The organism is Brevibacterium linens ATCC 9172, assembly GCF_900169165.1.
GTDB lineage: Bacteria > Actinomycetota > Actinomycetes > Actinomycetales > Brevibacteriaceae > Brevibacterium > Brevibacterium linens.
Genome location: NZ_FXYY01000012.1, coordinates 88,227 through 113,198, shown reverse-complemented (window position 1 = coordinate 113,198; position 24,972 = coordinate 88,227). Strand labels below are relative to the sequence as shown.

The following is a 24,972-nucleotide window of genomic DNA, read 5'->3' as shown; positions in this document are numbered from 1 at the left end:
GGCGTCTGGCGGTCATCGGGATCTTGCCTTCCATAGGGCAAGCCTGCTCCCGTTTGTTGGGAGTTCGCGCTCAAAGTGCTTGAGGCACCACCAGGTTCTACGCGCTCAAAATAGCTGAGGCACGTCGCCGATTTGTGTTTGGCTGCGGTCGATGGGTATTGTTTTACTTCGGGTTCACCCGATAAGGGCCTATAGCTCAGGCGGTTAGAGCGCTTCGCTGATAACGAAGAGGTCCCTGGTTCAAGTCCAGGTAGGCCCACGTCCTGTCACAACAGGATTTCCTTTCGAGGAGGATCATGAGAAGATGGATTCTCAGCGGTCTCACTGTAGTGGGACTGGGAGTGTTCTTCGGGTGGCGGCACCGCAACCAGGGTGCCCAGGCCGAATGGTCCGAACACACCGACTCGGTGTGAGGGTGTGAACCCATTTCGGGGGTATGGCGCAATTGGTAGCGCATCTGCTTTGCAAGCAGAGGGTTAGGGGTTCGAGTCCCCTTACCTCCACTCGAGTAGTTTTGAGACAGCACTCGTAGAACGAAGGCTCCGAACCGATTGCGGTTCGGAGCCTTCGTCGTCTGCGCCGGCTATGAGCGGTACCGAAGGGTCGGCAGAGAACGCCGGCTCATCGGTCATGGAACGTGTCATCGTCGATGTCCGGAAGGCACTGCTAGAGTCGACGCGTGACATCGCAACGTTGGCAGGACATCATGGAATGGCCGCTCATCACCACGGCGGTGATCTTTCTCGCCGCGTACAGCTGGCAGGTCATCGGAGAGCCGACCGGGCGAGCCGGAGACATCGCCTACGGGATAGTGTTCGCCTCCTGGCTCGTCTTCATCGTCGACTACGCCGTCAATCTCATCCTCGCGCAGCGACGGTGGGAGTGGTTCGTCCATCACCTCTTCGAACTCGTCGTCATCGTCCTCCCGCTGCTGCGTCCCCTGCGCGTGCTCAGAGCGATTACCGTTCTGCACGTTCTCAATCGGACGATCGGGACTGCGGTTCGTGGCCGGATCCTCATCTACACCGCCTCGGCTTCGGCGCTGCTCGTCTATGCCGCCTCGCTGGCCGTGCTCGATGCCGAACGGCACACGGACTCTGCGATCAACACGATGGGAGACGCCATCTGGTGGTCGTTCGTGACCATCACGACTGTCGGCTACGGCGATATGACACCTGTCACCGGAGTGGGAAGGACGCTGGCGGTGTGCCTCATGCTCGGAGGCATCGCGCTGCTCGGTGTCGTCACGGGAACGCTCGCCTCATGGATCGTTGAGAAGGTCTCGACGAACGTCGACGAGAACCAAGCGGCGACGGTCGCCCACGTTCGCCGACTCGAGGACAGGATCAGCGAACTCACCCGCAGTCTCGACGTTGTCGCCGAGCAGATCGGCGGCGAATCGACAGCAACCAGACATTCGGAGGAGATGAGGACCGGACGGTGGACAGAATAGGGTTCTCCCCACTGTCGGCGCGAAACGGGAATACGTTAGTCTGAGATGCTGTTGACACTTTCGTCTGCGCGTCGATTCGGCATCTGCGTGCGACTTCCGCCCACGCCCCGGGACCCTCAGACACATCCGAACGGAGCACCGTCTTGTCCAGCGACAGCTCACCCGCACAGGCGCAGACACAGCATAGCGACACCATCGACCCGGCCGGCATGCGAGTCATCTGGCTGCTGCTCGTGGCTGCCTTCGTAGCCATTCTCAATGAGACGACGATGGCCATCGCCATCCCCGAGCTCAACAAGGCCCTCGGCATCCCTCCGGAGCTCGGCCAGTGGCTGACCAGCGCGTTCATGCTCACCATGGCCGTCGTCATTCCGACGACCGGTTTCCTCCTGCAGCGTTTCGCCACCCGCCAGATCTTCTTGGCCGCGATGATCCTGTTCTCTGCGGGCACGCTCATCTGCCTCGTCTCGCAGGGGTTCGTCCTGCTTCTCATCGGACGCATCGTCCAAGCCGCGGGAACCGGCATCATGATGCCGCTGCTGATGACGACGATGATGAACGTCGTCCCGGCACACTCACGGGGTCGGATGATGGGTCGAGTCGGTCTCGTCATCTCTCTGGCCCCGGCCATCGGACCGACGATGTCCGGCATCGTCCTCGATTCGCTCGGCTGGCGCTGGCTCTTCGGAATCATCCTGCCCATCGCGCTCATCGCACTGGCACTCGGCGCGAAGTGGATGACCAACCTCGGCGAGTCGACTCACGCCCCCATCGACATCGTCTCCATCATCCTGTCCGTGTTCGCCTTCGGCGGCATAGTCTACGGCCTCAGCCGGTTCGGCGGCGGCCACGGCGGTGAGGCAGGCGGCGGATCGACGAGCACCCTGGCATGGGCGACGATCGGCGGCGGAGTCGTCTTCCTCGCTCTCTTCGTGTGGCGTCAGCTCGTCCTGCAGAAGGGCGATCGCGCCCTGCTCGACCTGCGCGTGTTCAAGTCGCGCAACTACGTCTTCTCGGTCGTCATCATGGCCGTCGTCGCACTGTCGATGTTCGGCACCTTCTCTCTGCTGCCGCTGTACCTGCAGAGCGTCGTCGGCCTCGGCGCCACCCAGTCGGGTCTCGTGCTCCTGCCGGGGTCGGTGCTCATGGGCCTGCTCGGCCCTGTGATGGGTCGGATTTATGACGCTCGCGGACCCAAGACGCTGCTCGTTCCCGGCACGATCATGATCGCGTCCTCGATGTTCGCGTACTCGACGGCCGGGGTGGGCACGCCGATCTGGCTGCTCATCATCATCCAGATCGTCATGTCCCTGGGCCTGGCGGGTTCGTTCACTCCGCTCTTCTCCGCGTCACTGGGGTCGTTGGACCGTCACCTGTACTCGCACGGTTCGGCCGCGCTCAACACCCTGCAGCAGGTTGCGGGAGCCGCCGGTACCGCGCTGCTCATCTCGATCTACTCCGCTGCATTGCACGCCGGCCAGGCCGACGGCAAGTCCGTCCCCGAGGCGGGAGCCCCCGGCGGCCACGCCGCGTTCCTGCTGGCGACGGTCATCGCGATCGTCCCCGTCGTCCTCGCGTTCTTCATCCGCAAGCCAGAGGATCAGGAAGACTATCCCGCCGAGGTGGTCGAACCAACCGAGGCCAGCCCCGCCGAATGACGGTCGGCCCATGACAGCGGCCGACTGAGGCACATCGAACCCCTCGTTCCGAAATTCCCGGAACGAGGGGTTCTGTCGTCGGGCGCCCAGGTGAACGGGGGTCCCGACCTTGGTACGGTGGCCTCATGACCTCCTCTGTGCCCTCAGATCCGACATCCTCGACCGAGATCCAGTCGGACGTGAGGGTCCGCGGTGCCAGGGAACACAACCTGCGCAACGTCGATCTCACAGTGCCTCGGGATGCGCTCGTCGTCTTCACCGGAGTGTCCGGATCGGGCAAGTCCTCCTTGGCCTTCGGCACCCTCTTTGCCGAGTCCCAACGCCGCTACCTCGAATCCGTGGCACCGTATGCCCGCAGGCTCATCGACCAGGCAGGGGTCCCCGACGTTGATTCGATCACCGGAATGCCGCCGGCCGTCGCCCTGCAGCAGCAGCGCGGCGGGCGCAGCGCACGTTCGAGCGTCGGCAGCGTCACCACGGTGTCCAGCCTCGTGCGCATGCTCTTCTCCCGTGCCGGCCACTACCCCGATGATCAGCCGATGCTGCTGGCCGAGGAGTTCTCCACGAATACAGTCGAAGGAGCCTGCCCCGAATGCCATGGAATCGGCCGCGTCTACGAGGTGCCCGAGGACAAGATGGTCCCGGATCCGACGCTGACGATCCGGGAGCGCGCCATCGCTGCCTGGCCGACCGCCTGGCACGGCCACCAGCTGCGCGATACCGCCGTGGCCCTCGGCTTCGACGTCGACGTTCCGTGGCAGGATCTGCCGCGAGAGCACCGCGACTGGATCCTCTACACTGAGGAGACCCCGCACCTTCCCGTCCACTCCCGGCTGACATTGGCCGAGGCGCGCGAAGCGATCGCAGCAGGTGCCGAACCGACCTATTCGGGAACCTTCGTCGGAGCCCGCAAATACGTGCTCGATACGTTCGCGAACACGAAGAGTGCTGCGATGAAGCGGCGGGTCTCCGAGTTCCTCACCGTTGCGCCCTGCCCGATCTGCCAGGGAAAGAAGCTCAGACCCGAGGCACTGTCAGTGACGATCGCCGGTCTCGATATCGCCGAATTCTCCGCCCTGCCGCTGCATGAACTCATGCAGATCCTCAGCGATGCCGTCGCGGAGTCGAGAACATCCATGGACGCGGGCGATCACGCGCCGTCGTCACCTGGGCGCCAGTCTGCCGCCGAGGATCACTCCTCCGTTGACGATCATCCCTCGGCGGAGAAGCTCGTCGCGTTCGTCCGCCTCGGCGAGGGCCTCATCGACCGATTGAAGCCCATCAGCGATCTCGGGCTCGGGTACCTCTCGCTCGATCGGACCACGCCGACGCTCTCCGGTGGAGAGCTGCAGCGACTGCGGCTGGCCACACAGCTGACCTCCGACCTCTTCGGGGTCGTCTATGTGCTCGACGAACCCTCGGCCGGTCTCCACCCGCAGGACGTCGATGCACTCATGGGCATCCTCGACGGACTGAAGGCGCGGGGCAACAGTCTCTTCGTCGTCGAACATTCGGTCGACATCATGCGCCATGCCGACTGGCTCGTCGACATCGGACCCGGAGCCGGCGAACGCGGCGGGCACGTCCTCTACAGCGGCCCCGCTGCCGGTCTTGCCGAGGTCGAGGACTCGGTGACCCGCGGCTATGTATTCGGCAACCGCGGACTCGAACCCCACGAACCACGTCAGCCCCACGGGTGGATGCGGCTGGAGAACATCCGCCGCAACAACCTCCACGATGTCAGCCTCGACCTGCCTCTCGGCGCGCTGACCGCTGTGACCGGAGTATCGGGGTCGGGCAAGTCCAGCCTCGTCAGCCAGGCGCTGCCGGCAATCGTCGGCGACCGGTTGGGAACGTCCACCTCCACTGACGACCCCGCTCCCGAGGGCGATGATCTGCTGCTCGTCGACGATACCGAAGAGCTGCGCGGAACCGTCACCGGAGACCTCACGGGATTCCGTCGGGTCGTGAGCATCGACCAGAACCCCATCGGCCGGACGCCCCGGTCCAATGTGGCGACCTACACCGGTCTGTTCGACCATGTCCGCCGCCGCTTCGCCGAGACTCCCGAGGCGAAAGAACGCGGATACAAACCCGGACGGTTCTCCTTCAACGTCTCCGGCGGACGGTGCCCGACCTGCGAAGGAGAAGGCTCCGTCATGGTCGAGCTGCTCTTCCTTCCGTCGGTCTATACCGAGTGCCCGGACTGCCACGGCACCCGCTTCCAGTCGAGCACGCTCGAGATCCTGTGGCGCGGACGCAACATCGCCGAGATCTTAGGGATGAGCGTCGAAGACGCCCACGACTTCTTCACCGGCGAGTTCGACATCATCCGTTCGCTGACTGCGCTCATCGACGTCGGCCTCGGCTATCTGCGTCTCGGCCAGCCCGCCACCGAACTCTCCGGCGGCGAAGCACAGCGGGTCAAGCTCGCGAGCGAACTGCAGCGCTCCGGGCGCGGCGACACCCTCTACGTGCTCGATGAACCCACGTCAGGACTGCACTGCGCCGATGCCGACCGCCTCGTCGCCCACCTGCAGTCACTCGTCGATGCCGGCAACACCGTCGTCATGGTCGAACTCGATATGCGCGTCGTGGCCGTCGCCGATCACGTCATCGAACTCGGCCCAGGTGCCGGTGACGCCGGCGGACGGCTCGTCGCTGCAGGCGCACCCGCTGACGTTGCCGCGGCAGGTGCGGGTCCTTCGGCGAAATACCTCACCGCAGCACTGTCCGAACACGGGTGATCTGAGGCACACGCCCTGATCCCGGCAGGCTGCGAGATCCGCAGAAACATGCCGATCCCGGGACCTGCCAGAATTGTTGGAGACGTCTAAGTCTCAGTTGTCCGTAGACACACCCAATCTGCGGTGGGAAGTCTTGAGACATGCCCACAGCAATTCTTCGCCGCATCGCGATCTGCCTGCTCATCGCCGCACCCGCAGTGGTGCTTCGCGTCACCGGCGTCGAACTCGCCCCGGTCCTCGAGCTCCTCTCCTACGGCGCCGCAATCGTCGCTGCCGCCTTCCTGCTGGCCTGGGCAGCCGAGGCGGCGCAGAAGGACATCTCGGGAGCCCTCGCGATCGCCCTGCTCGCCCTCATCGCGGTCCTCCCCGAATACGCCGTGGACCTCTACTATGCGTTCCGCTCCGGATCGGATCCGGACTACCTGCACTTCGCGGCGGCGAACATGACCGGATCGAACCGTCTGCTCCTCGGCTTCGGCTGGCCGCTCGTCGTCATCATCGCCCTCTTCGTCGCCCGTCGCCTGGCCAAACGGACGAAGTCCCCCGTCCAGCATTCCCTGCGCCTGGATGCGGGCAGCCGGATGGACATCGGCTTCCTCGTCATCCTCGGCGTGATCGCCTTCGCCATCCCGCTGATCGGCAGCATCCCCATGTGGTTCGGCATCGGCCTCGTCCTCATCTTCGCGGCCTACCTGTGGCGGGCCGGCCAGGTGGCAGGCGATGACGATGAGGAGTTCGTCGGCGCCGCGGCCCTCATCGTCGCCATGCCCAAGAAGGCCCGCCGGACCACGGTGGTCACGATGTTCGTCGTCTCGGCCGCGATCATCCTGCTGTCTGCCGAACCGTTCGCCGAGGCGCTCGTGGCCTCGGGTGAGAGCCTCGGCCTCGACAGCTACTTCCTCGTCCAGTGGTTCGCCCCGTTGGCCTCCGAGGCGCCCGAGTTCATCATCGCCGCGATGTTCGCCCTGCGCGGCATGGGCGGAGCGGCCATCGGCACGCTCATCGCCTCGAAGGTCAACCAATGGAGCCTGCTTGTCGGCTCCCTGCCGATCGCCCACTTCGCCGGTGGCGGCGGCCTCGGGCTGCCCCTGGACGGCCGCCAGATCGAGGAATTCACACTCACGGCCACGCAGACCATCCTCGGCGTTGCCATCATCCTGGCCCTGCGCTTCCACTGGGCACCGGCGCTCGGGCTGGCGGCTCTGTTCGGGGTGCAGTTCTTCGTCACGGACACGTCTGGACGCTGCATCCTCTCCGCGATCCAGGCGGTGCTGGCGATCGTCTTCCTCATCCTCCACCGGGCTGACATCCTCCCCACCCTCGCGGCCCCGTTCCGCAGGCCTCAGGCCGATTTCGGTGGGTCGGACATCACCGAGGCGGCCGAACCCAACCGCGAATCGATCGCCACGGCGTCCTCCGACCCGAATTCGCCCGGTGCCCGCCGCGCGTAGAATGACGATCATGCCGCGCCCCGCTGTCACTCGCATGGTCGAGGACTACGTCACCCTCATCTGGAAAGCCTACGAATGCCCGGGCGGTCGCCCCGCCACCACCGAGATGGCCGAGCAGCTGGGAGTCACCGCCTCGACCGTTTCGGCGAATCTCAAGAAGCTCGCCCGCGACGGCTACATCGACTACGAACCCTACGGACAGATCGTGCTCACGGATGTGGGCCGGCAGATCGCCGTCGAGATCGTCAGGCGCCACCGCATCGTCGAGTCCTACCTCGTCGAGGCTCTGGGCCTGACCTGGGACCAGGTCCACGATGAGGCGGACCGGCTCGAACATGCGGTTTCCGACCTGGTGCTCGAGCGGATGAACGCGGCGCTGGGGAATCCGGAGCGAGGCCCGCACGGTGACCCGATCCCCGATGTCGACGGGCATACGGCTGAATTCCCGAGCAGGCGGCTGAGGGAGACCGTCTCGGGCGTCGAGGTCGAAGTCGTGCGCGTCTCCGACCGTTCGCCCGAGCTGCTGCGGTACCTCACCGAACGCGGAATCGTCATCGGTACGAAGCTGCAGGTGAGATCGATCAGCTCGGCCGCCTCGGCGATCGCGGTCAGCATCGGCGACGAGAGCATCGAGCTCGCCCTCGACGCCGCCGACGCGATCCACGTCGGACCCCGACCCAGCTGAGGGCTGGACGACCGCCTGTCAGACGCCTGCAGATCGGCATCAGTGCGGACATCGGGGCGAGAGTCTCCCCGCCTCGTCCGCTTACGACAGATACGACAACTGCGACAGATACGACAACGCCCGGTCGGCTGCGAATGACTTGCAGCAGACCGGGCGTCGACTATTGCGCGGGGCTCAGGCCCGGCAGCGAACAGATCAGGCGTGCACGCGGATGAGGTGTTCGTTGGTGAACGCCTGGAAGGCCCACTGGGCGTTCTCGCGGCCGTAGCCCGAACGGTTGATGCCGCCGAACGGGTACTCCGGTCCCGACTCCATGTGGGAGTTGATCAGCGTCATGCCGGCGTTGATCTTCTTGCCGAACTCCTGACCCTTCTCCAGGTCATCGGTCCACACCGAGCTCATCAGGCCGTATTCGGTGTCATTGGCCAGACGCAGAGCATCCTCTTCGTCCTTGGCCCGGTAGACCATGACGGCGGGTCCGAAGAGCTCGTTGCAGCCGAGGTCCGATTTCGGGTCGATGTCGGAGATCACGGCCGGGGACATGAACCAGCCCGGACGGTCGAGCTTCTTGCCGCCGGTGTGCAGCGTGGCGCCGTCGGACACGGCCTTGTCGATCATCTCGACGATCTCGTTGAGAGCACCCTCGGAGGAGACCGGGCCCATGCCGACCTCGGGGTCGTCGAAGTCCGAGACCTTCGTCGCCTCGGCGGCCTTGACCGCCTCGGCGAGGAATTCGTCGTAGAGATCATCGACGACGATCATGCGCTTGGGCGAGGTGCAGACCTGACCGGCGTTTGCCAGGCGCAGGCCGACGAGCTTCTGTGCCACCGACGCCACGTCCTTCGAGTCGAGGACGACCGCTGGATCGTTGCCGCCGAGTTCGAGGACGGCGCGCTTGTAGTACTTCGCGGCGATCGCAGCCACCGAGGCACCAGCACCCTCCGACCCGGTGAGCGAGAAGCCCTTGACGCGGAAGTCCTTGAGGACCTCCTCGGCGTGGGAGGAGTCGAGGTAGATGTTCTGGTACACGCCCTTCGGCAGACCCGCCTCGGTGAGGAGGTCTTCGAAGTACTGCGAGGACTTCGGGCAGATCGACGCCTGCTTCATCATGATCGAGTTGCCGACCATGAGGTTGGGCAGCACGAAGCGGGCGATCTGGTTGTATGGGAAGTTCCACGGCATGATGCCCAGCAGCACGCCCAGCGGCTGGTGCTCGACATAGCTGCTGGCGGCGCCGGCAGCGGCCAGGTGAGTGGTGGACAGATGAGTGGCGGCGTTGTCGGCCATCCAGCGGGCGGTGCGGGCGACCTTGTCGACCTCGCCGAGTCCCTGCTTCTTGATCTTGCCCATCTCGCGTCCGATGATGTCGGTCATCTCATCGGCGTTCTCATCGACGAGATCGGCGAATTTCCGCAGGATTGCCGCGCGCTCATGCAGCGGCGTCTCCTTCCATGCCAGGTGCGCCTCATGGGCACGATCGATGTAGGCGGGAATCTCATCGACGGGTACGGAGGCGAACTCCTCCTCGACTTCGCCGGTGTTGGCATTGGTGACAGCGAACTTGCTCATGGAACGTCCTTTCACGGGTTGACGATCTGTGCCCTGTAACAAACTACAGTCTCCCGACATTCCGCGACACTTGAGTCCATCCCTGGGATTGGGAATCGGGAATAGGATTCGGGCATGGAGAGAGTGACTGGAATCGGCGGATACTTCCTGCGGGCCTCCGACCCCGAGGCGATGACGACGTGGTACCGCGACGTACTCGGGGTCGACTTCGGCGATCACGGACTGTGGCAGCAGCCGGCGGGACCGACCGTGATCGGGCTCTTCGAAGCCGACACCGACTACTTCGGGACGCGGCCGGAAGGCCAGGATCGGCAGCAGACGATGCTGAATTTCCGTGTCGCCGACCTCGACGCGATGATCGCGCAGCTCCGCGTTGCCGGCGCCGAGGTGGATGACCAGACCCAGCAGATGGACGGAATCGGACGCTTCGGCTGGGTGACCGATCCCGAAGGGAATCGGATCGAGCTGTGGGAGCCGGAAGAACAGGGGTGACCATCGGGTGAGCCCGTCCGTGGACGGATTGAACCGGATGGACGGTCAACTTCGGCAGTCCGTGGTCGCTGCTCTTCGTCGCGGCTGTCGTGGGGGCCGTGGTGTGGGGCATCTTCTCCTGAGCGCAGCCCCGAGGCTCAGGCACCCACATCCTGGAGGTGGTGCTTGACCTCGTGGAGACCGTACCTGGTCAGCGAGGTGATCGTGAACTCGCGACCATCGGCCCGGTATCCCGTGCGATTCCATTCGTCGTTGGCGACGTCGGCGAGCTGCGCCGAGTATCCCTGGGCGGCCGAGCGGAGGCCGGCGAACACCTCAGCGGGGTCGGCATGGGCGTAGTCGGATTCGAGGGCGACCGAATCCCCGTCGAAGTTCGGCAGGGTGGGCCCCTCCTCGGCGATCATCAGCCGGGTGCGCTCGCGGAAGAGGTCGAGGACGTCGCGCATATGTGCCCCGTATTCGAGCGCCGACCACCGATGCGGATCCGCGCGCTGGCCGGCATCGGCGCGACTGAGCACCGCCTCCCATGACTGGGCGGCGGAGAGGATCTCATCCGGGGCGGTGCTGACGTCCTCGACTCCGGTGAAGCCGCATTCGGCGCACCCGCCGTCGATGACCTCGGCCCAGTCACGCGTATCCGGGGTGATCTCGTCCATGGTCGTGTCCTTCCCTGAAGCTTGGATTCCCACCGGCGCCGAGGTGGCTCCCACCTCGGCGCGGTGTCATCCACCGTTGATGATCGTCGCGAGCACCGTGGCCTGGCTGATGTCATCGCGCTTCGCGGCCGTGAGCAGGGTCAGCCTGCCCTTCTTCGCGTATCCCCGCAGGCTCTCGAGCGCCTCGGCGGGTTCCTCGGCTTTGAGCTCCTCTCGGTATCGACGTGAGAATTCCTCGAACTTCTCCGGGTCGTGGGAGTACCACTTGCGCAGTTCGGTCGATGGGGCGACGGCCTTCGCCCAGTCGTCGAGCTCGGCTTTGTCCTTGCTGACTCCGCGCGGCCAGACCCGGTCGACGAGGACGCGGGTGCCGTCGGAGTTCTCCGGGTCATCGTAGATGCGGCGGACCCGGGCGTTCTTCTGTGCGGCCATCAGTGACCTCCGTTCTGTGGTCGTCTTCAGTCTATGACGCGTCTCCGGCGATGCAAGGAGCGGACAGAAGCGCAGGTCAGCACCGGTGAGAAGAAGCAAGTTCGACGGTCATTCCATGTTCGCGCTCGAAGCGTATACTGGTGAGCCAAGCGCCGTTGTGATGATGCAGGGCACGTCGACGGCGAACTCACTTCGCGAGGAGATGATGCAGTGACGGTCATGACCGAGGCCTTTCCGAACGGAAAGACGCCGCAGCATGTGCTGGGTCCGCCGGCTCCGGCCGCCGTGTTCCTCGTCCTCACCGTGAGATCCGGCGCCGAGGCGGAGGCCAAGGACTTCCTCGGCGACATTGCGGGGGTGGTCAGGTCCGTGGGCTTTCGCGCTCGCGAGGATCACCTCAGCTGCGTGACCGGCATCGGCGCCGAGCTCTGGGACCGGATGTTCGACGCCCCGCGCCCGGCCGGGCTGCACCCCTTCATCGAACAGCGCGGAGACGTCCACACCGCGCCGTCGACCCCCGGTGATCTGCTCTTCCACATCCGGGCCCGGCGGATGGACCTCTGCTTCGAACTCGCCCGCCAGCTCGTCGGCGAACTCGGTGACGCCGTGTCCGTCGTCGACGAGGTGCACGGTTTCCGCTACTTCGACGAACGCGACATCATGGGCTTCGTCGACGGCACCGAGAACCCCGAGGATCAGGAGGCCGTGGACTCGGTGTTCACGCCGACCGGTGGAGATGACCCGGCGAGCAGCACCTATGTGATCGTGCAGAAGTATACCCACGACATGGCCGCATGGGAGGCGCTGAGCGTCGAGGACCAGGAGGCGGCCTTCGGTCGGCACAAACTCTCCGATATGGAGTTCCCCGACGAGGACAAGGCGCCGAACTCCCATCTCATCCTCAACACGATCGAGGACGAAGACGGGACCGAGCACAAGATTGTGCGTGACAATATGGTCTTCGGATCGGTCGAGTCCGGCGAGTTCGGGACCTACTTCATCGGCTACGCCGCCGACGTCAGCGTGACCGAACAGATGCTCGAGAACATGTTCATCGGCAACCCCCGCGGCACCTACGATCGGATCCTCGACTTCTCGACCGCGCAGACCGGCGGCCTCTTCTTCGTCCCCTCCCAGGATTTCCTCGACGATCCCGACGGAGAGCTCGCCGCCGCCGAGCCATCCGATGCGCAGAACGACGACCCGGCCTCCGCCTCGGCGAGGGTCGAGGAAACAGACCCACCCAATCCCGCATCAGCCGACGACCCCGCACCGGCCGACGACAGCCTCGGCATCGGCAGCCTGAGAAGGAGAGACCAGTGAATAACCTCTATCGCGAGCTTGCCCCCATCCCCGGCCCGGCCTGGGCGGAGATCGAGGAGGAGGCTCGACGGACATTCAAACGCAATATCGCCGGCCGCCGGATCGTCGATGTCGCAGGGCCCACGGGCTTCGAGACCTCCGCGGTGACCACTGGCCACATCCGAGACGTCCAGTCGGAGACGAGCGGACTGCAGGTTAAGCAGCGCATCGTGCAGGAATACATCGAGCTGCGGACCCCATTCACCGTGACTCGGCAGGCCATCGATGACGTGGCCCGCGGGTCCGGTGACTCGGACTGGCAGCCCGTCAAGGATGCGGCCACGACGATCGCGATGGCTGAAGATCGGGCCATTCTCCACGGGCTCGATGCGGCCGGGATCGGCGGAATCGTTCCCGGCAGCTCGAATGCCGCAGTGGCCATCCCCGACGCCGTCGAGGACTTCGCGGACGCCGTCGCCCAGGCGCTGAGTGTGCTGCGCACGGTGGGAGTCGACGGGCCCTACAGCCTGTTGCTCTCCTCCGCGGAGTACACCAAGGTCTCCGAGTCCACCGACCACGGCTACCCGATCCGCGAGCACCTCTCCCGGCAGCTCGGCGCCGGAGAGATCATCTGGGCGCCCGCGCTCGAAGGGGCGCTGCTCGTCTCCACGCGCGGGGGTGACTACGAGCTCCACCTCGGCCAGGACCTGTCGATCGGTTACTACAGCCACGACAGCGAGACCGTCGAACTCTATCTGCAGGAGACCTTCGGATTCCTCGCGCTGACCGACGAATCCAGTGTGCCTTTGAGCCTCTGATGAGCGGCTGATGAGCGTCTGAGGTGGGGCGGGCAGGTCTTGCCCAATGGCAAAAGGTGCGTAAGTGACCCGGAGACGGTCGTGTGACCGCGGCCGGGCGCTCGCCCATGCCACAATGACCGCATGGGACGATTTGGACGCCGCGGATTCTTTGCCGCCTCACTCGGAGTCGCGGGCATCGCCCTCTCCGGATGCTTTCGGCAGGCCCAGACCGACCCGGCCGCGGTCGCCGATGTCCTCCGTTCCGCGGTCACAGCCATGCCGGAGCATCTGGACGGCGAGGTGCAGTTCCAGGACAGCTTCTCCGCCGGGACCACGATCGGCGGGGTGCTCACGCTCGCCGGCAGCAGCTCCTACGAGGTGGCTGACTCCCTGCATGCGGTCCTGGAGACGATCATCCGAACCTATGTGGACCAGCCCGGAACGGACACGGCGTTCGTCCGGGTCGAAGGGCATCCGAGCGGCGATGCCGCGACACGTGTCCTTGCCGCCGACATCATTCCCGCGGCGAGCGGTGCCAATGTCACCACCGACGACCTCGTCGAGTTCTACGGCATCTGAGTGCGCCGTTGCGTGGCCTCGGTCCGTCTGGCTCTCGGATCGACGGACCGTCTGGCCGGCGGCGTGAGCGGATGCACTGGGACCCGGATGCAGAGGCTGATGGCAATCAATCGCGGCAATTCCCCGTCCAGGGGGTCGAAGCGGTGTAAGAATGGAGCGTGCACGAGCGCCACACTTGTGTCGGTCAACAGGGTCGACGCGCTCACCATGACAGGACGACGATGCCCGAATCCCCCGCCACCCGACCCCGCACCGCCGAAGGAGCCGAGATCGGCGCCCTGATCGGAGGGGCATTCGGACTGCTGTTCCTCATCATCAACAGCTCATCGTTCTCCTCGCTGGGCCGGACGCTGGTCATGGCCACGGGAATCATCGCCTTCGGAACCATTGCGGTCGTCGCGGTGCGGTCCCTCGTGCGTCTCCGGGCCGAACGCAGGCAGACGATGTCAGCGGAGGATCGTGAACCCGGGCGCCGCCGCGAGCCGCCGTTCGGCCGAGCGTATTGGATCATCGTCCTCATCGAGGCGATCGCACTCTTCGCCGGGGCCCGGGTGCTCTCGAGCCTCGGCCACCCCGGACTCGGAGTGGCATGGGTGGCCGTGGTCGTCGGCACTCATTTCTACGCGCTCGGCCGCGTGTTCGGGCTCGACCGCTTCCATGTGCTCGCCACCGTCGTCACCCTCTGCGGAATCGGCGGGTTCATCGCCTTCTTCGCGGCGGCTCCGGCGTTCATCCCCGTCATCAGCGGCGTCATCTCGGGCTTCGTGCTGCTCGCCTTCGCCATATGGGCCCTTATCCCGGCCGAACGGTAGAGCCTGGAACGCATCGGGTTTTGTACGGTTGCACATCGAGTTCTGATCCAGTCATCGGGAGAAAACTCGATGACTGGATCAGAACCCGATGACTCCCCACGACATGGCCGGACCGGGCGGCCCCTCACGTCGCTTCGCGTGCGCTGGCGGCCACTCGGTGGCGGGAGATCAGTCCTCGGCAGGAGCCTCGGGGACGCCGGATCCGTCCTTCTTCAGCGGCTGCACGCGCGGGGGTGGGAACTCCGGTGCCTGAGCGGCGGGACGGTCCTCCAGGCCGGCGAACACCTCGGCGATGGCGCGATCGAGCTGCGGATCGTCGGCGGCGAAGAGCTGACCGGGATCGTGCTCGACCTCGATATCGGGTTCGACGCCGTAGTTCTCCACGTCCCAGCCCTTGCCCTCGATCCAGAAGGAGTAGCGCGGCTGGGTCACACCGGTGCCGTCGACGAGGTCGTAGCGACCGTCGATGCCGACGACTCCGCCCCACGTGCGCACACCGACGACCGGGCCGATGCCCCTGGCCTGCACCCGCGCGTTGATGATGTCGCCGTCGGATCCGGAGAACTCATTGGCCACGAAGACGACGGGGCCGCGCGGAGCATCCTCGGGGTCCCGGTCCATCTGGTCATAGCTGCGAGCCGCACCCCAGGCAACCACTTGGTCGGCGAAGCGTTCGGCCACGAGCGCGCTCGTGTGCCCGCCGCGGTTGAAACGCACATCGGCGATGACACCCTCGCAGCCCATGGCCTGTCGCAGATCCCGGTGAAGCTGCGCCCAACCGTAGGAGGTCATGTCCGGGACATGGACGTAGCCGATGCGGCCGGCGGACTTCTCGGCCACATACTCCCGGCGCGAACGCACCCAATCCTGGTAGCGCAGCTTCTCCTCACTGGCCAGCGGAATGACCGCGACCGTGCGGTCCTTGCGACCGCGGCGCAGAGTGAGCTCGACGATCGTGTCCGCGGCGCCCTGCAGATGAGCGGCGGGACCGGCCGCCTCGTCGACGGGCTGACCATTCACGGCGACGATGACATCGCCGGGCTGGGCCCCGACGCCAGCCTGCCGAAGCGGCGACCTGGCATCCGGTTCACTGCTCTCACCGGGAAGGATGCGCTCAATCGTCCATCCATCCGCCGTCTTGGCGAGATCCGCACCGAGGAAGCCGAGCTTCTTCGACCCATCGCCGAGCCCCGACGGCGGGCTGACATAAGCATGCGAGGTGTTGAGCTCACCCACGGTCTCCCACAGCACGTCCACGAGATCGTCGTGAGTCAGGGCCTTCGCGGCCACGGCACGCCAGCGCAGCGTGACCGACTCCCAATCGACCCCGTTCATGTCTTCGCGCCAATAGTGGTCGCGCATGATCCGCGAGTTCTCCTCGAACATCTGCAGCCACTCGGCCCGACGGTCGAGTTCGAACCGCAGACGCGACAGGTCGACGGAGACGAACTCATCATCGTCGGCCTCGACCTTCCGGTTCGCAGGCACCACGCTGATCGCATCGTCGCTGCGCACGACGAGCAGCTTGCCGTCTCCTGAGATCTCGTACTCGTCGGCCTTGTCGACGACGGTGGTGATCTTCCGCTTGGCGAAGTCGAAGTACTGGACCACCTCGGCGGGTTTGTCACCGGTATCTCCGGCCCTCTGTGTGCCGAGCTCACCGGCCTCGACGTCGCCGGTGCGCAGCCAGACGAGGCCGCCCTCGGCGGAGTCGAGATCACGGAAGACCCCCGAGGCGACGGGGAACGGCACGATGCGTTCCTCCGCGCCCTCGAGTTCGACCTCGACGGTGGCGACGGTCTTGTCCCCGCGTCCACGCTCGGATTTGGCCTCCTCGGTGACCTCGCTGATCGCCCACCCGCCGGCGCTCGGTCCGAACGGTGCGGGCTCATCGGCGGCCAAGGGCAGCAGCCACGGTCGGGTGACGCCGTTGAACGACAGGTCGAAGGAATGCTGGTTGTACGAGGGATCGAAGGTGCGATCGGAGAGGAACGCGACGAACTTCCCATCGCGGGTGAAGGTCGGTGAGAAGTCGTTGAACTTGCCCGTCGTCAGCGGCTGGGCCTGACGATCCGACTTCACCTCGGCGATCATCAGCTGCGCGAGCAGCTCCTCACCCTGCGTCGGCTGCGACCACACGAGGTACTTCCCATCGGGTGAGAACCGCGGATCCCGCGCCTCGCCATGACTCGAATGCCCGACCAGCCGCGTCCGCCCGTTGCCCACCTCGACGGTCCGAATCGATCCGTCGTGGGAGATCGTGGCGAGCATCTTCCCCGCCGGATCCGCCTGCAGGTGAAGGACCCGTCCCAGGGCTCCGGCCCCGATTCGCCGAGGCGGCTTGTCCCCGGTCACGGACGCGACCTCGATCGCGTCCTCCCCTTCGACATCCGTGATGTATGCGGCGTAACCCGTGTCCCCGAGGACGAGGGGTTCGCGGGTGCGGATCGACGAATCCGCGCACAGTGCCCGGGCCGGACCTTCGCGGTGGGCGAGCCAGAAGGTCTTGCCGCGCCATTCCACGACCGAGGCATTGCCTGCCTGGTCAGGGCTGATGCTGTTGAGCCCGGTCTTCGGATCGAGGCTCAGCGGCTGCACCTGAGTGCCCGGCAGAGTCACTGCGAGGGTGCGGACGGCCGCATCGAGGCTATCGAGGATCTTGATCTGCCCACGGGAGTGCCAGACGATGCGGGTGCCGTCGGTCGTGGCGTCACGGACATAGCCGTCGGCCTCGGTCTGGTGAGTGAGCTGGCGCGGTTCGATCGCGGCGTCCGGGTTCGTCGAGGCGGCCCCACCCACATTCGCCGAGGTGGCCAGACCGTCGATGATCCACAGGTTCGCCTGCTCATCGGCATGGTGAGGGAAGGTCGCGGCCCGGTCCGAGGCGAAGACGAGCGAATCGCCGACCCACAGCGGATCCGTCAGCGAGGCCTCGTCCTCGCGCAGCAGGCGCTGCCACCGGGCCCCGGACCCATCGCCGATGCCGTCGGCATTCGAGCCTCCGACCCGATCGAGCCACAGCCTCGGCGCGGTGCCTCCGCGGTAGCGCTTCCAGTGTGCCGGCGGACGGGAGAACGGGGTCGACAGCGCCGTCACTCCCGTATGGTGCCGGGCCAGACCCGAAGCGCGACCGAACGACAGCCGATCGACGTCACCGTTCAGGCTCACTGACTTCACGACATGGTTGCGGACCTCGAACTCCCCGGCATTCGCACCGACGAGGACATGGGTCACATCGGCCCAGCCGAGCATCGTCAACGCCGTCGAACCCATCCAGGTGAGCCGGCGCAGGGCCCCGGTGGCCACCTCGGCGACCATGAGCTCCGGCTGGCCGGTGCGGAAGGACACGAACGCGACATGCGCTCCGTCGGGCGAGATCCTCGGTGATCGGACCGGCGCATGATCGGAGGTCAGGCGCCAGGCGCGGCCGCCGGCGGAGGGCACGAGCCAGACATCGTCGTCGGCGGTGAAGGTGATGAGATCGGACTGGATATGGGGATAGCGAAGATAAGTCACGTGACCCACATTACAAGCTCGACTGTGCGGCGACCGAGGGCCGGAACCGATGTCCAGGCAACTTGCACCCGGCAATAGAATGGCCATATGCCATCTCTGACTTCTGTGCTCACGGACCGTTTCGCCGCCGCCCTCATCCAGGCCTTCGGTGAGGACTTCGCCAGGCGCGATCCCGTCATCCGCAGCAGCCAGTTTGCAGACTTCCAGGCCAATGTGGCCCTGCCGCTGGCCAAGGAACTGAAGTCGAAGCCGCGCGATATCGCCGCGCAGATCGTCGAGAATCTCGACCTCGAGGGCGTCTGCGAGACCCCGGAGATCTCGGGACCCGGGTTCATCAACCTCACGTTCACCCCCGAATTCCTCGCCTCCACCCTGACCGCAGGCGGAGTCGCCGCCGCCCCGGAGAACACCGATCCGCAGACCATCGCCATCGACTATTCGGCCCCGAATGTGGCCAAGGAGATGCACGTCGGCCACCTGCGCACCACCGTCGTCGGTGACGCCCTGGCCCGCACCCACGAATTCCTCGGCAACACGGTCATCCGCCAGAACCACATCGGCGACTGGGGCACACCGTTCGGCATGCTCATCGAGCACCTCCTCGACGTCGGCGTCGACTCGGCCGAGGCCTCCGAGGTGTCCGAGAACCCGAACGCCTTCTACCAGGCTGCCCGGGCGAAGTTCGATTCCGACGAGGCCTTCGCCACGCGTTCGCGGGCCCGCGTCGTCAAGCTCCAGGGCGGCGACGAAGAGACCCTGGGTCTGTGGACGACGCTCGTCGGCTACTCCCGCGAATACTTCAACCGCATCTACTCGCTCCTCGACGTCACCCTCACCGACGACGACCTCGCCGGCGAGTCCACTTACAACGATGTGCTGGCCGAGGTCTGCGACGAGCTCGAAGCCAAAGGCCTGGCGACGATCTCCGATGGTGCGCTGTGCGTGTTCCCCGAAGGCTTCACCGGCCGTGAGGGCGAACCCCTGCCGCTCATCATCCGCAAATCCGACGGCGGCTACGGCTACGCCACGACGGACCTCGCCGCCGTGCGCAACCGGGCGGTCAACCTCGGTGTGAACCGTGCCCTCTACGTCGTCGGCACCCCGCAGGCCATGCACTTCGACATGGTCTTCACCGTCGCCCGCGCAGCCGGCTGGCTGCCGGAGACCTTCAGTCCCGAACACGTGAAGATCGGCAATGTGCTCGGTTCCGACGGCAAGATCCTGCGCACCCGCTCCGGCGCCCCGCTGCGCCTGGCCGAGCTCCTCGAAGAGGCAGTGACCCGGGCGAAGGCGACACTGGCGGAGTCGAGTGTGGACTTCGAGCCTGCGGAAGCCGACGAGGTCGCCCGCATCGTCGGCATCGGTGCGGTGAAGTACGCCGATCTGTCCGTCGCGCACGACACCTCCTACACCTTCGATCTCGATCGGATGCTCGCCCCCATCGGCAACACCGCCCCGTACCTCCAGTACGCCGGCGCCCGCATCCGCTCCATCGGCCGCAAAGCCGAAGCCGAAGGCGTCGACGCCTCCCAGGTCGCGAACGCCGCGATCAGCCTCGGCGAGGCTGCCGAACGCGAGCTCGCGCTGTCGATCCTCGGCTTCGCCGATGTGGTCACCGAGGTGGCCGCCGGGTCGACGCCCCACCGACTGTGCACCTACCTGTTCGATCTCGCCCAGGCATTCACCTCGTTCTACGAGCAGTGCCCGGTGCTCATCGCCGAGACCCCTGAGCTGCGCGACTCCCGCCTGCGGCTCTCGGCGATCGTGCTCGAGGTCCTCCAGGCCGGTCTCGGGGTGCTCGGCATCCGCGTGCCCGAGCGGATGTGAGTTCGCCTCAGCGGCCGACCGCAAAGAGGATGCTGCCCTGGATCGTTCTGGGCATCGTCATCCTCGCCCTCAATCTGCGCACCCCGATCATCGCGCCGACCGCGATCCTGCCCGACATCCAGGAGGGCACGGGGTTCAGCGCGGCCGGACTCGGTCTGCTCACCGGCCTGCCGGTCCTGCTGTTCGCTCTGGCCACGCCGCTGGCGGGGAAGTTCATCACCCGCCTCGGGGCCGAAGCCACGGTTCTCGCGTGCCTGTCGGGTGTCCTGCTGGGTACCGTTCTGCGTTCGGTCGGCCCGTCCTGGCTGGTGCTCGCGGGCACCGGCATCATCGGCCTGGCGATCACCTTGGGCAATATCGTCGTGCCCGTGATCATCCGCCGCGAGGTCCCGTGGGAACAGGTGTCCTTGGTCACCGGCCTGTATTCGGCGATGATGAACGTCGGGTCGATGGCCACTCTCATCGGCACCGGCCCGCTGGCCGCGGCCTTCGGCTGGCGCTGGGCGCTGGCCGCATGGGGCGGTCTCGCTTTCGCAGGCCTCGGTTTCTGGATGGTGCTCATCCGCGTGCGCGTGCGCCGCGAGGGTGAGGCTGCCCGCGCTGCCGCGGAGGCCGTCGATTCCGCTGACGACGCGTCCATCACCGAGGCGGCCGCCCCCGTCGTGAAGCCCTCGTGGGCCGAGGCTCCGGCCTCTTTCCGGTTGATCATCACCCTGCTCATCATCACGTTCTCCGGCCAGTCGACCGCCTACTACACGACGACGACGTGGCTGCCGAGCTACCTCAGTGACACGATCGGGCTCGCCCCGACCGCCGCCGGAGGCACGGCGTCCCTGTTCCAGATCGCGGCGATCCTCGGTGCCTTCGGAGTGCCGCTGCTGGCCGTGAAGTCGAAGCCGTGGGTGCCCGTGGCGATCGTCGCGGTCCTCTGGCTGTCCCTGCCCGTGGGACTGCTGGCGGCACCCGGCGCCTACTGGCTGTGGGCGACCACCGGCGGCATCGCCCAGGGCGGCGGGTTCACGGCGATCTTCTCGATCATCGCCCGCACCGCCGGCAGCGACGCCCAGACCGCGTCCGCTTCGGCGCGTGTGCAGTTCGGCGGCTACCTCGCCGCGACCCTGGCCCCGCCGTTCGCCGGTTGGCTCAACACCGCCACCGCCGGATGGACGGCCACGCTGCTGCTCATCCTCGCCGCCACCCTCGCGTTCACGATCACAGGGCTCGTGGCCGCCCGCCGAGCCGGCGGACTCCCTCGCAACGGGCGCGAGGTCCTCGACCCCGAATAAGCAATTGCTACCTGACGGCGGCTCAGCAACCTCGCGCGAGGTTGCTGAGCCGCCGTCAGGTAGCAATAAGGGCTCAATACCCGTAGAAACGACGAGGCGGCCCACCGTATTGGTGGGCCGCCTCGGTGACGGTCGTGACTCAGTGCTTGACGTCCGAGCCTTCAGCGGACTTCGAAGCCGGCTTCGGAGCGGGAACCTCGTCCGCGGCCTCGGCCTTGGTCGACGGCACGGCGGTCTGCGAGACCTCGGTGGCGGCGGCCTGACGCGAAGCCGGGGTCGAACCGACCGGACGGGCATCGGCGGGACGGTTGTTCGGCAGCGGGGTCGACCAGGGATCCTCGACCGGCTGGGCCTTCTTCCACACGTAGTAGCCGATTCCGGCGGCCGAACCGATGACGAGAGTCCACACGAGTGCGGCCTTTCCGCCACCGGACTTGCGAGCGGTGTCCTTCTCGATGCGCTTGCCGGCATTGGCGAGGGCCTTGCGAGCCTTCTTCATGGCCTTCTTATCACCGGTGAGGCGGACAGCCAGATCATCGATGAGCTTCGGGGTCTCGACCGCGGACAGCGACGATGCGGCGTTCGATGCGAACTTGCCTGCGCGTTCGGTCGCTTCGGGACGGTAGGACTCGAGCTTGTCGGCCCAGTTGTGGACCTGATCATTGGCCTTGTCGGCCAGAGCTTCGACCTGCGGACGTGCCTTCTCGGCGAACTCTTCGGCCTTGCCTGCCAGTGCCTCGACCTGGGGGCGGGCCTTGTCGGCGGCCTCACGCAGCTTCGGGGCTGCGGTCTCGCTGGCATCTGCCAGGACTCGGAGGGACGTCTGCTTCGCGGAATCGAGCTTCGAAGTGAGCTGATCTCGAGTGGGCTTCTTCGACATAAACTGTTCCCAATCCTTAGATGTCGGTGGTCAAGGTGATCACCGACCAGTCTACGGCCTCGGGGCAAACCTGGGGACAGCGGATGTCATCGAATTGTCTGCGGATCGCCTGACAGGTTGGGCAACGGGCATGGTGCGAAACTGCATTCGCCGCCTCGGCGTGGAAGAATGAAGTCATGACTACATCCTCAACGCATACCGCAGTCCTGCACACCAACCACGGTGACATCACCATCAACCTCTTCGGCAACCATGCTCCGAAGACCGTGGCCAACTTCGTCGAACTGGCCCAGGGCGAGCGTGAGTTCACCGATCCCTCGACCGGCGAGCCGACCAAGCGTCCCTTCTTCGACGGACTCGGCTTCCACCGCATCATCTCGAACTTCATGATCCAGGGCGGCTGCCCGCTGGGCACCGGCACCGGCGGACCCGGCTACACCTTCGACGACGAGATCCACCCCGAACTGCAGTTCGACCGCAAATACCTGCTGGCCATGGCCAACGCCGGCAAGCAGATGGGACGCGGCACCAACGGCTCGCAGTTCTTCATCACCACCGCCGAGACCCCCTGGCTCAACGGCAAGCACACCATCTTCGGCGAGGTCGCCGATGAAGCCAGCCAGAAGGTCGTCGACGAGATCGAGGGTGTGCGCACCGCTGCGATGGACAAGCCGGTCGAACCGGTCGTCATCGAGAAGGTCGACATCACCGCGAAGTGAGTCACCGTCCGCAGAGGACACTGAGTACCATGGTGTGATGGACACACCTGAGGAGGGCTCGGCACGGGAAACCGGCCGGGCCCTCTCTGCATCCCCGCCGCTGATCACCCGCACGCTCCTCATCGTCACCATCGTGGCTTTTCTCGCGGAGCTCATACCCGGCCTCGACCTGCTGCGGCGGCTGAGCTTCGTTCCCGCGCTCACGCTCGACCAGCCGTGGCGGGTGCTCTCGGTCGCCCTCGTCCACGAGGAGCCCTCACCGTTCCACCTGCTGGCGAACATGATCGGGCTGTTCTTCTTCGGATCCTTCGTCGAACGAGCCCTGGGGCATTGGACGTTCCTGACCGTCTACATCATCGGCACCGCCGGTGGTTCGGCCATGGTGCTCCTGCTGGCAGACCCCTTCAGCGTCGATTGGGTGACGAACCACATCGGTGCGTCGGGCGCGGTGTTCGCGATCATCGGCGTCCTCTTGGCCCCGACACGCCGCCTCGACCGGAACATCACCGGGGTTCTCGTATTCGTCGCGCTCAACTTCGGCTATGGACTCCTCGTTCCGGGGGTGTCCTGGGAGTCCCACCTCGGCGGTCTGATCACCGGCTTCGTGCTCGGCTGTGCTGGGCTGCTGGGACCACAGCGGTCCCGGACGTTCGTGTTCACGGCGAGCTCGGTCGGCCTGGTGGTGCTCATGGCGGTCGGCGGGGCGTGGAAGATGGCCGGCCTCGGGCTGTGAGCGCGGTCCGGGCTCCGCTCCCGGGTTCGGCCTCTGAGTTCGAGACGATCGGCAGGTGCGGAGAGCCTCCTCGGCGTTGTCAGGCTTTTACCAGACAAAAGCCGATCTGTGTGCACTCTTCGGTGGAAAAATCTTTGTCCACAAGCTCTATCCACAACGTGGATAACTTACACGTGTGTGTTTAACCTGGTCAGAGAGCCAAAATAAGTTTTCCACAAGTGACGAACCCGGCTTGGGTATAACTCGGCGCTTGTGGATTGTTGATACGGGGCAGCGGCTGGCGGGGTGCGCGAAAGTCCTGGTGAATGCAGAATGTCTGGTCGATCCGCGGTGTTCTGAGCGTGAGAATCACCGCGGACCGACCAGACAATCGAAGCGATTGCGGCCGGGACCGGCTACCGCCAGCGTGTGGACATGATCAGACCCGCCACGAAGAAGGCGAAGCCGATGAGGATGTTCCAGTTGCCCCAGGCTTCGACGGGGAAAGCACCCTGAGTGATGTAGAAGGTGACGAGCCAGATCAGGCCGACGAGCAGCAGGCCGATGAGCACCGGCAGGAACCAGCTCGGGTTCGGCTTGATCGTCTGCTGGCCCGAGGTCGAGGTGTAGCTCGCGGTCTTGCGTCCCTGGGACCGCTTGGCCGGATTGCCCGAACGGGAGGTGCGCTTGGCAGCCGCACCCTTCGAACCGGTTGCCTTGGAGGCCGATGATGTGGAACCGGAGGCCTTCGAGTCCGAGGTCTTCGAGTCCGAGGTCTTCGACGACTTCGCACCCTTGGCCGCCGCGTCCTTCTTCCCGGCAGCCGCGGTCTCGGAGTCCTTCGCGGAATCCTTGTCGGAGGCCTTGCCCTCAGTGTCCTCGTCGCTCTCAGCGTCCTCGTCCGCGGAATCGTCCGTCAGATCGTCCGCAGCGGATTCGGTCGCAGCCGATTCTTCGTCCGCAGCATCGGTGACATCGGTGTCGAGCGAATCGGTCTCGAGCTCCTCGACCTCGGCGGCCTCGACCGCTTCAGCGGACTCGGCCTGCTTCGCCTTGGCCGCCGACGAAGTGCGAGAAGTGCGCTGGGGGCGTCCTTTGGACTTGGCCACAAGTACTCCTTTGTCGGTCGACCGTCGTTGGGGTCGCCGAATGAATGGTTGGGGACGATCGCAGACCAGTCTACTCGGGGCGGGGGTCACAGTGAAAAACTCCGACTACCCTGAAAGCGCCCCGAGCGCGCCCCGAACGAAGATTCCCATAGGATAAGGTGCATAGGGGTGTCCCCGCCTGTCTTCTTCGACGGCCCCCGACAATGCAGTGACAGTCACGGAGCAGAAGTGGTGAATAGTTCCTCCTCGGGTAACGAACCGGGCGTGAATCCGCCCTCGCGACCCAC

21 protein-coding genes and 2 tRNA genes are annotated in these 24,972 nt (G+C 65.7%); 16 read left to right on the top strand and 7 right to left on the bottom strand.

What is annotated here, in order from left to right; genetic code table 11:
* Window positions 1–185: 185 nt before the first annotated feature.
* The 7 genes from BLIN9172_RS10900 to BLIN9172_RS10870 all read left to right on the top strand — a co-directional run bounded on the left by BLIN9172_RS10900 (window position 186) and on the right by BLIN9172_RS10870 (window position 7,994).
* Window positions 186–259, top strand: a tRNA-Ile gene (locus BLIN9172_RS10900).
* 171 nt (window positions 260–430) lie between these two features.
* Window positions 431–503: transfer RNA gene (locus BLIN9172_RS10895), tRNA-Ala, on the top strand.
* Window positions 504–679: 176 nt separating this feature from the next.
* Window positions 680–1,453: a potassium channel family protein gene (locus BLIN9172_RS10890; protein WP_205751045.1), complete on the top strand. Its 774-nt coding sequence runs from the start codon at window positions 680–682 to the stop codon at window positions 1,451–1,453.
* A 209-nt stretch (window positions 1,454–1,662) separates the two neighbouring features.
* Window positions 1,663–3,111: an MDR family MFS transporter gene (locus BLIN9172_RS10885; protein ID WP_101555113.1), complete on the top strand. Its 1,449-nt coding sequence runs from the start codon at window positions 1,663–1,665 to the stop codon at window positions 3,109–3,111.
* A 125-nt stretch (window positions 3,112–3,236) separates the two neighbouring features.
* Entirely contained in the window at window positions 3,237–5,858 is a 2,622-nt protein-coding gene (locus tag BLIN9172_RS10880; protein WP_101555104.1) for an excinuclease ABC subunit UvrA, read from the top strand.
* Window positions 5,859–5,998: 140 nt separating this feature from the next.
* Window positions 5,999–7,309 (top strand): calcium:cation antiporter family protein, encoded by a 1,311-nt coding sequence (locus tag BLIN9172_RS10875; RefSeq protein WP_101555103.1) that lies wholly within the window; start codon window positions 5,999–6,001, stop codon window positions 7,307–7,309.
* Window positions 7,310–7,319: 10 nt separating this feature from the next.
* On the top strand, window positions 7,320–7,994 hold the full coding sequence (locus tag BLIN9172_RS10870; RefSeq protein WP_101555112.1) for a metal-dependent transcriptional regulator: 675 nt from the start codon (window positions 7,320–7,322) through the stop codon (window positions 7,992–7,994).
* 195 nt (window positions 7,995–8,189) lie between these two features.
* Here the strand turns inward: BLIN9172_RS10870 and BLIN9172_RS10865 are convergent, their stop codons facing one another.
* Window positions 8,190–9,563, bottom strand: a complete 1,374-nt coding sequence (locus BLIN9172_RS10865) for an aldehyde dehydrogenase family protein (RefSeq protein WP_101555102.1) — start codon at window positions 9,561–9,563, stop codon at window positions 8,190–8,192.
* Window positions 9,564–9,677: 114 nt separating this feature from the next.
* On the opposite strand from BLIN9172_RS10865, the gene BLIN9172_RS10860 reads away from it, so the two are divergent.
* Complete coding sequence (locus BLIN9172_RS10860) at window positions 9,678–10,055, top strand: VOC family protein (RefSeq protein ID WP_101555101.1); 378 nt, start codon at window positions 9,678–9,680, stop codon at window positions 10,053–10,055.
* 137 nt (window positions 10,056–10,192) lie between these two features.
* Here BLIN9172_RS10860 and BLIN9172_RS10855 read toward each other — a convergent pair whose 3' ends face one another.
* On the bottom strand, window positions 10,193–10,711 hold the full coding sequence (locus BLIN9172_RS10855; RefSeq protein ID WP_101555100.1) for a DinB family protein: 519 nt from the start codon (window positions 10,709–10,711) through the stop codon (window positions 10,193–10,195).
* Window positions 10,712–10,777: 66 nt separating this feature from the next.
* Entirely contained in the window at window positions 10,778–11,143 is a 366-nt protein-coding gene (locus BLIN9172_RS10850; protein WP_101555099.1) for a DUF488 domain-containing protein, read from the bottom strand.
* Between the two features lie 219 nt (window positions 11,144–11,362).
* Here BLIN9172_RS10850 and BLIN9172_RS10845 point away from each other — a divergent pair, with 219 nt between their 5' ends.
* From BLIN9172_RS10845 to BLIN9172_RS10830, 4 genes are all read left to right on the top strand, one after another.
* Complete coding sequence (locus tag BLIN9172_RS10845; protein WP_101555111.1) at window positions 11,363–12,466, top strand: Dyp-type peroxidase; 1,104 nt, start codon at window positions 11,363–11,365, stop codon at window positions 12,464–12,466.
* Window positions 12,463–13,263 (top strand): family 1 encapsulin nanocompartment shell protein, encoded by an 801-nt coding sequence (locus BLIN9172_RS10840; protein ID WP_101555098.1) that lies wholly within the window; start codon window positions 12,463–12,465, stop codon window positions 13,261–13,263. The genes BLIN9172_RS10845 and BLIN9172_RS10840 overlap by 4 nt, the downstream gene beginning before the upstream one ends.
* 123 nt (window positions 13,264–13,386) lie before the next feature.
* Window positions 13,387–13,824, top strand: a complete 438-nt coding sequence (locus BLIN9172_RS10835; RefSeq protein WP_240812053.1) for a hypothetical protein — start codon at window positions 13,387–13,389, stop codon at window positions 13,822–13,824.
* Between the two features lie 221 nt (window positions 13,825–14,045).
* Window positions 14,046–14,636, top strand: a complete 591-nt coding sequence (locus tag BLIN9172_RS10830) for a hypothetical protein (RefSeq protein ID WP_101555097.1) — start codon at window positions 14,046–14,048, stop codon at window positions 14,634–14,636.
* A gap of 168 nt (window positions 14,637–14,804) precedes the next feature.
* On the opposite strand, the gene BLIN9172_RS10825 is transcribed toward BLIN9172_RS10830, so the two are convergent.
* Window positions 14,805–18,152 carry a S41 family peptidase gene (locus tag BLIN9172_RS10825; RefSeq protein WP_240812054.1) on the bottom strand — a complete coding sequence of 1,116 codons (3,348 nt, stop codon included), beginning with the start codon at window positions 18,150–18,152 and terminating at the stop codon, window positions 14,805–14,807.
* An 87-nt stretch (window positions 18,153–18,239) separates the two neighbouring features.
* On the opposite strand from BLIN9172_RS10825, the gene argS reads away from it, so the two are divergent.
* Both argS and BLIN9172_RS10815 read left to right on the top strand, forming a co-directional pair.
* Window positions 18,240–19,979: an arginine--tRNA ligase gene (gene argS, locus BLIN9172_RS10820; protein ID WP_101555095.1), complete on the top strand. Its 1,740-nt coding sequence runs from the start codon at window positions 18,240–18,242 to the stop codon at window positions 19,977–19,979.
* Window positions 19,980–20,008: 29 nt separating this feature from the next.
* On the top strand, window positions 20,009–21,265 hold the full coding sequence (locus BLIN9172_RS10815) for an MFS transporter (protein WP_101555094.1): 1,257 nt from the start codon (window positions 20,009–20,011) through the stop codon (window positions 21,263–21,265).
* Window positions 21,266–21,404: 139 nt separating this feature from the next.
* Here BLIN9172_RS10815 and BLIN9172_RS10810 read toward each other — a convergent pair whose 3' ends face one another.
* Window positions 21,405–22,145, bottom strand: a complete 741-nt coding sequence (locus BLIN9172_RS10810; RefSeq protein ID WP_240812055.1) for a hypothetical protein — start codon at window positions 22,143–22,145, stop codon at window positions 21,405–21,407.
* A 16-nt stretch (window positions 22,146–22,161) separates the two neighbouring features.
* On the bottom strand, window positions 22,162–22,323 hold the full coding sequence (locus BLIN9172_RS18140) for a hypothetical protein (protein WP_170286893.1): 162 nt from the start codon (window positions 22,321–22,323) through the stop codon (window positions 22,162–22,164).
* Between BLIN9172_RS18140 and BLIN9172_RS10805 the strand changes: the two genes are divergently transcribed.
* Both BLIN9172_RS10805 and BLIN9172_RS10800 read left to right on the top strand, forming a co-directional pair.
* Complete coding sequence (locus tag BLIN9172_RS10805) at window positions 22,322–22,864, top strand: peptidylprolyl isomerase (protein ID WP_101555093.1); 543 nt, start codon at window positions 22,322–22,324, stop codon at window positions 22,862–22,864. The genes BLIN9172_RS18140 and BLIN9172_RS10805 overlap by 2 nt on opposite strands.
* 37 nt (window positions 22,865–22,901) lie before the next feature.
* Window positions 22,902–23,597: a rhomboid family intramembrane serine protease gene (locus tag BLIN9172_RS10800; RefSeq protein ID WP_101555092.1), complete on the top strand. Its 696-nt coding sequence runs from the start codon at window positions 22,902–22,904 to the stop codon at window positions 23,595–23,597.
* A gap of 395 nt (window positions 23,598–23,992) precedes the next feature.
* Here the strand turns inward: BLIN9172_RS10800 and BLIN9172_RS10795 are convergent, their stop codons facing one another.
* A complete protein-coding gene (locus tag BLIN9172_RS10795) occupies window positions 23,993–24,685 on the bottom strand; it encodes a cell division protein CrgA (RefSeq protein WP_101555091.1) in 693 nt (230 codons plus the stop codon).
* Window positions 24,686–24,972: the final 287 nt, after the last annotated feature.

Excerpts from the sequence above, each read along its gene's own strand:
- BLIN9172_RS10885 (WP_101555113.1), top strand. The coding sequence starts at position 1,663 with ATGCGAGTCATCTGGCTGCTGCTCGTGGCTGCCTTCGTAGCCATTCTC.
- BLIN9172_RS10880 (WP_101555104.1), top strand. The coding sequence starts at position 3,237 with ATGACCTCCTCTGTGCCCTCAGATCCGACATCCTCGACCGAGATCCAG.
- BLIN9172_RS10875 (WP_101555103.1), top strand. The coding sequence starts at position 5,999 with ATGCCCACAGCAATTCTTCGCCGCATCGCGATCTGCCTGCTCATCGCC.
- BLIN9172_RS10870 (WP_101555112.1), top strand. The coding sequence starts at position 7,320 with ATGCCGCGCCCCGCTGTCACTCGCATGGTCGAGGACTACGTCACCCTC.
- BLIN9172_RS10865 (WP_101555102.1), bottom strand. The coding sequence starts at position 9,563 with ATGAGCAAGTTCGCTGTCACCAATGCCAACACCGGCGAAGTCGAGGAG.
- BLIN9172_RS10860 (WP_101555101.1), top strand. The coding sequence starts at position 9,678 with ATGGAGAGAGTGACTGGAATCGGCGGATACTTCCTGCGGGCCTCCGAC.
- BLIN9172_RS10855 (WP_101555100.1), bottom strand. The coding sequence starts at position 10,711 with ATGGACGAGATCACCCCGGATACGCGTGACTGGGCCGAGGTCATCGAC.
- BLIN9172_RS10850 (WP_101555099.1), bottom strand. The coding sequence starts at position 11,143 with ATGGCCGCACAGAAGAACGCCCGGGTCCGCCGCATCTACGATGACCCG.
- BLIN9172_RS10845 (WP_101555111.1), top strand. The coding sequence starts at position 11,363 with ATGACCGAGGCCTTTCCGAACGGAAAGACGCCGCAGCATGTGCTGGGT.
- BLIN9172_RS10835 (WP_240812053.1), top strand. The coding sequence starts at position 13,387 with ATGGGACGATTTGGACGCCGCGGATTCTTTGCCGCCTCACTCGGAGTC.
- BLIN9172_RS10830 (WP_101555097.1), top strand. The coding sequence starts at position 14,046 with ATGCCCGAATCCCCCGCCACCCGACCCCGCACCGCCGAAGGAGCCGAG.
- argS (WP_101555095.1), top strand. The coding sequence starts at position 18,240 with ATGCCATCTCTGACTTCTGTGCTCACGGACCGTTTCGCCGCCGCCCTC.
- BLIN9172_RS10815 (WP_101555094.1), top strand. The coding sequence starts at position 20,009 with ATGCTGCCCTGGATCGTTCTGGGCATCGTCATCCTCGCCCTCAATCTG.
- BLIN9172_RS10810 (WP_240812055.1), bottom strand. The coding sequence starts at position 22,145 with ATGTCGAAGAAGCCCACTCGAGATCAGCTCACTTCGAAGCTCGATTCC.
- BLIN9172_RS10805 (WP_101555093.1), top strand. The coding sequence starts at position 22,322 with ATGACTACATCCTCAACGCATACCGCAGTCCTGCACACCAACCACGGT.
- BLIN9172_RS18140 (WP_170286893.1), bottom strand. The coding sequence starts at position 22,323 with ATGACTTCATTCTTCCACGCCGAGGCGGCGAATGCAGTTTCGCACCAT.
- BLIN9172_RS10800 (WP_101555092.1), top strand. The coding sequence starts at position 22,902 with ATGGACACACCTGAGGAGGGCTCGGCACGGGAAACCGGCCGGGCCCTC.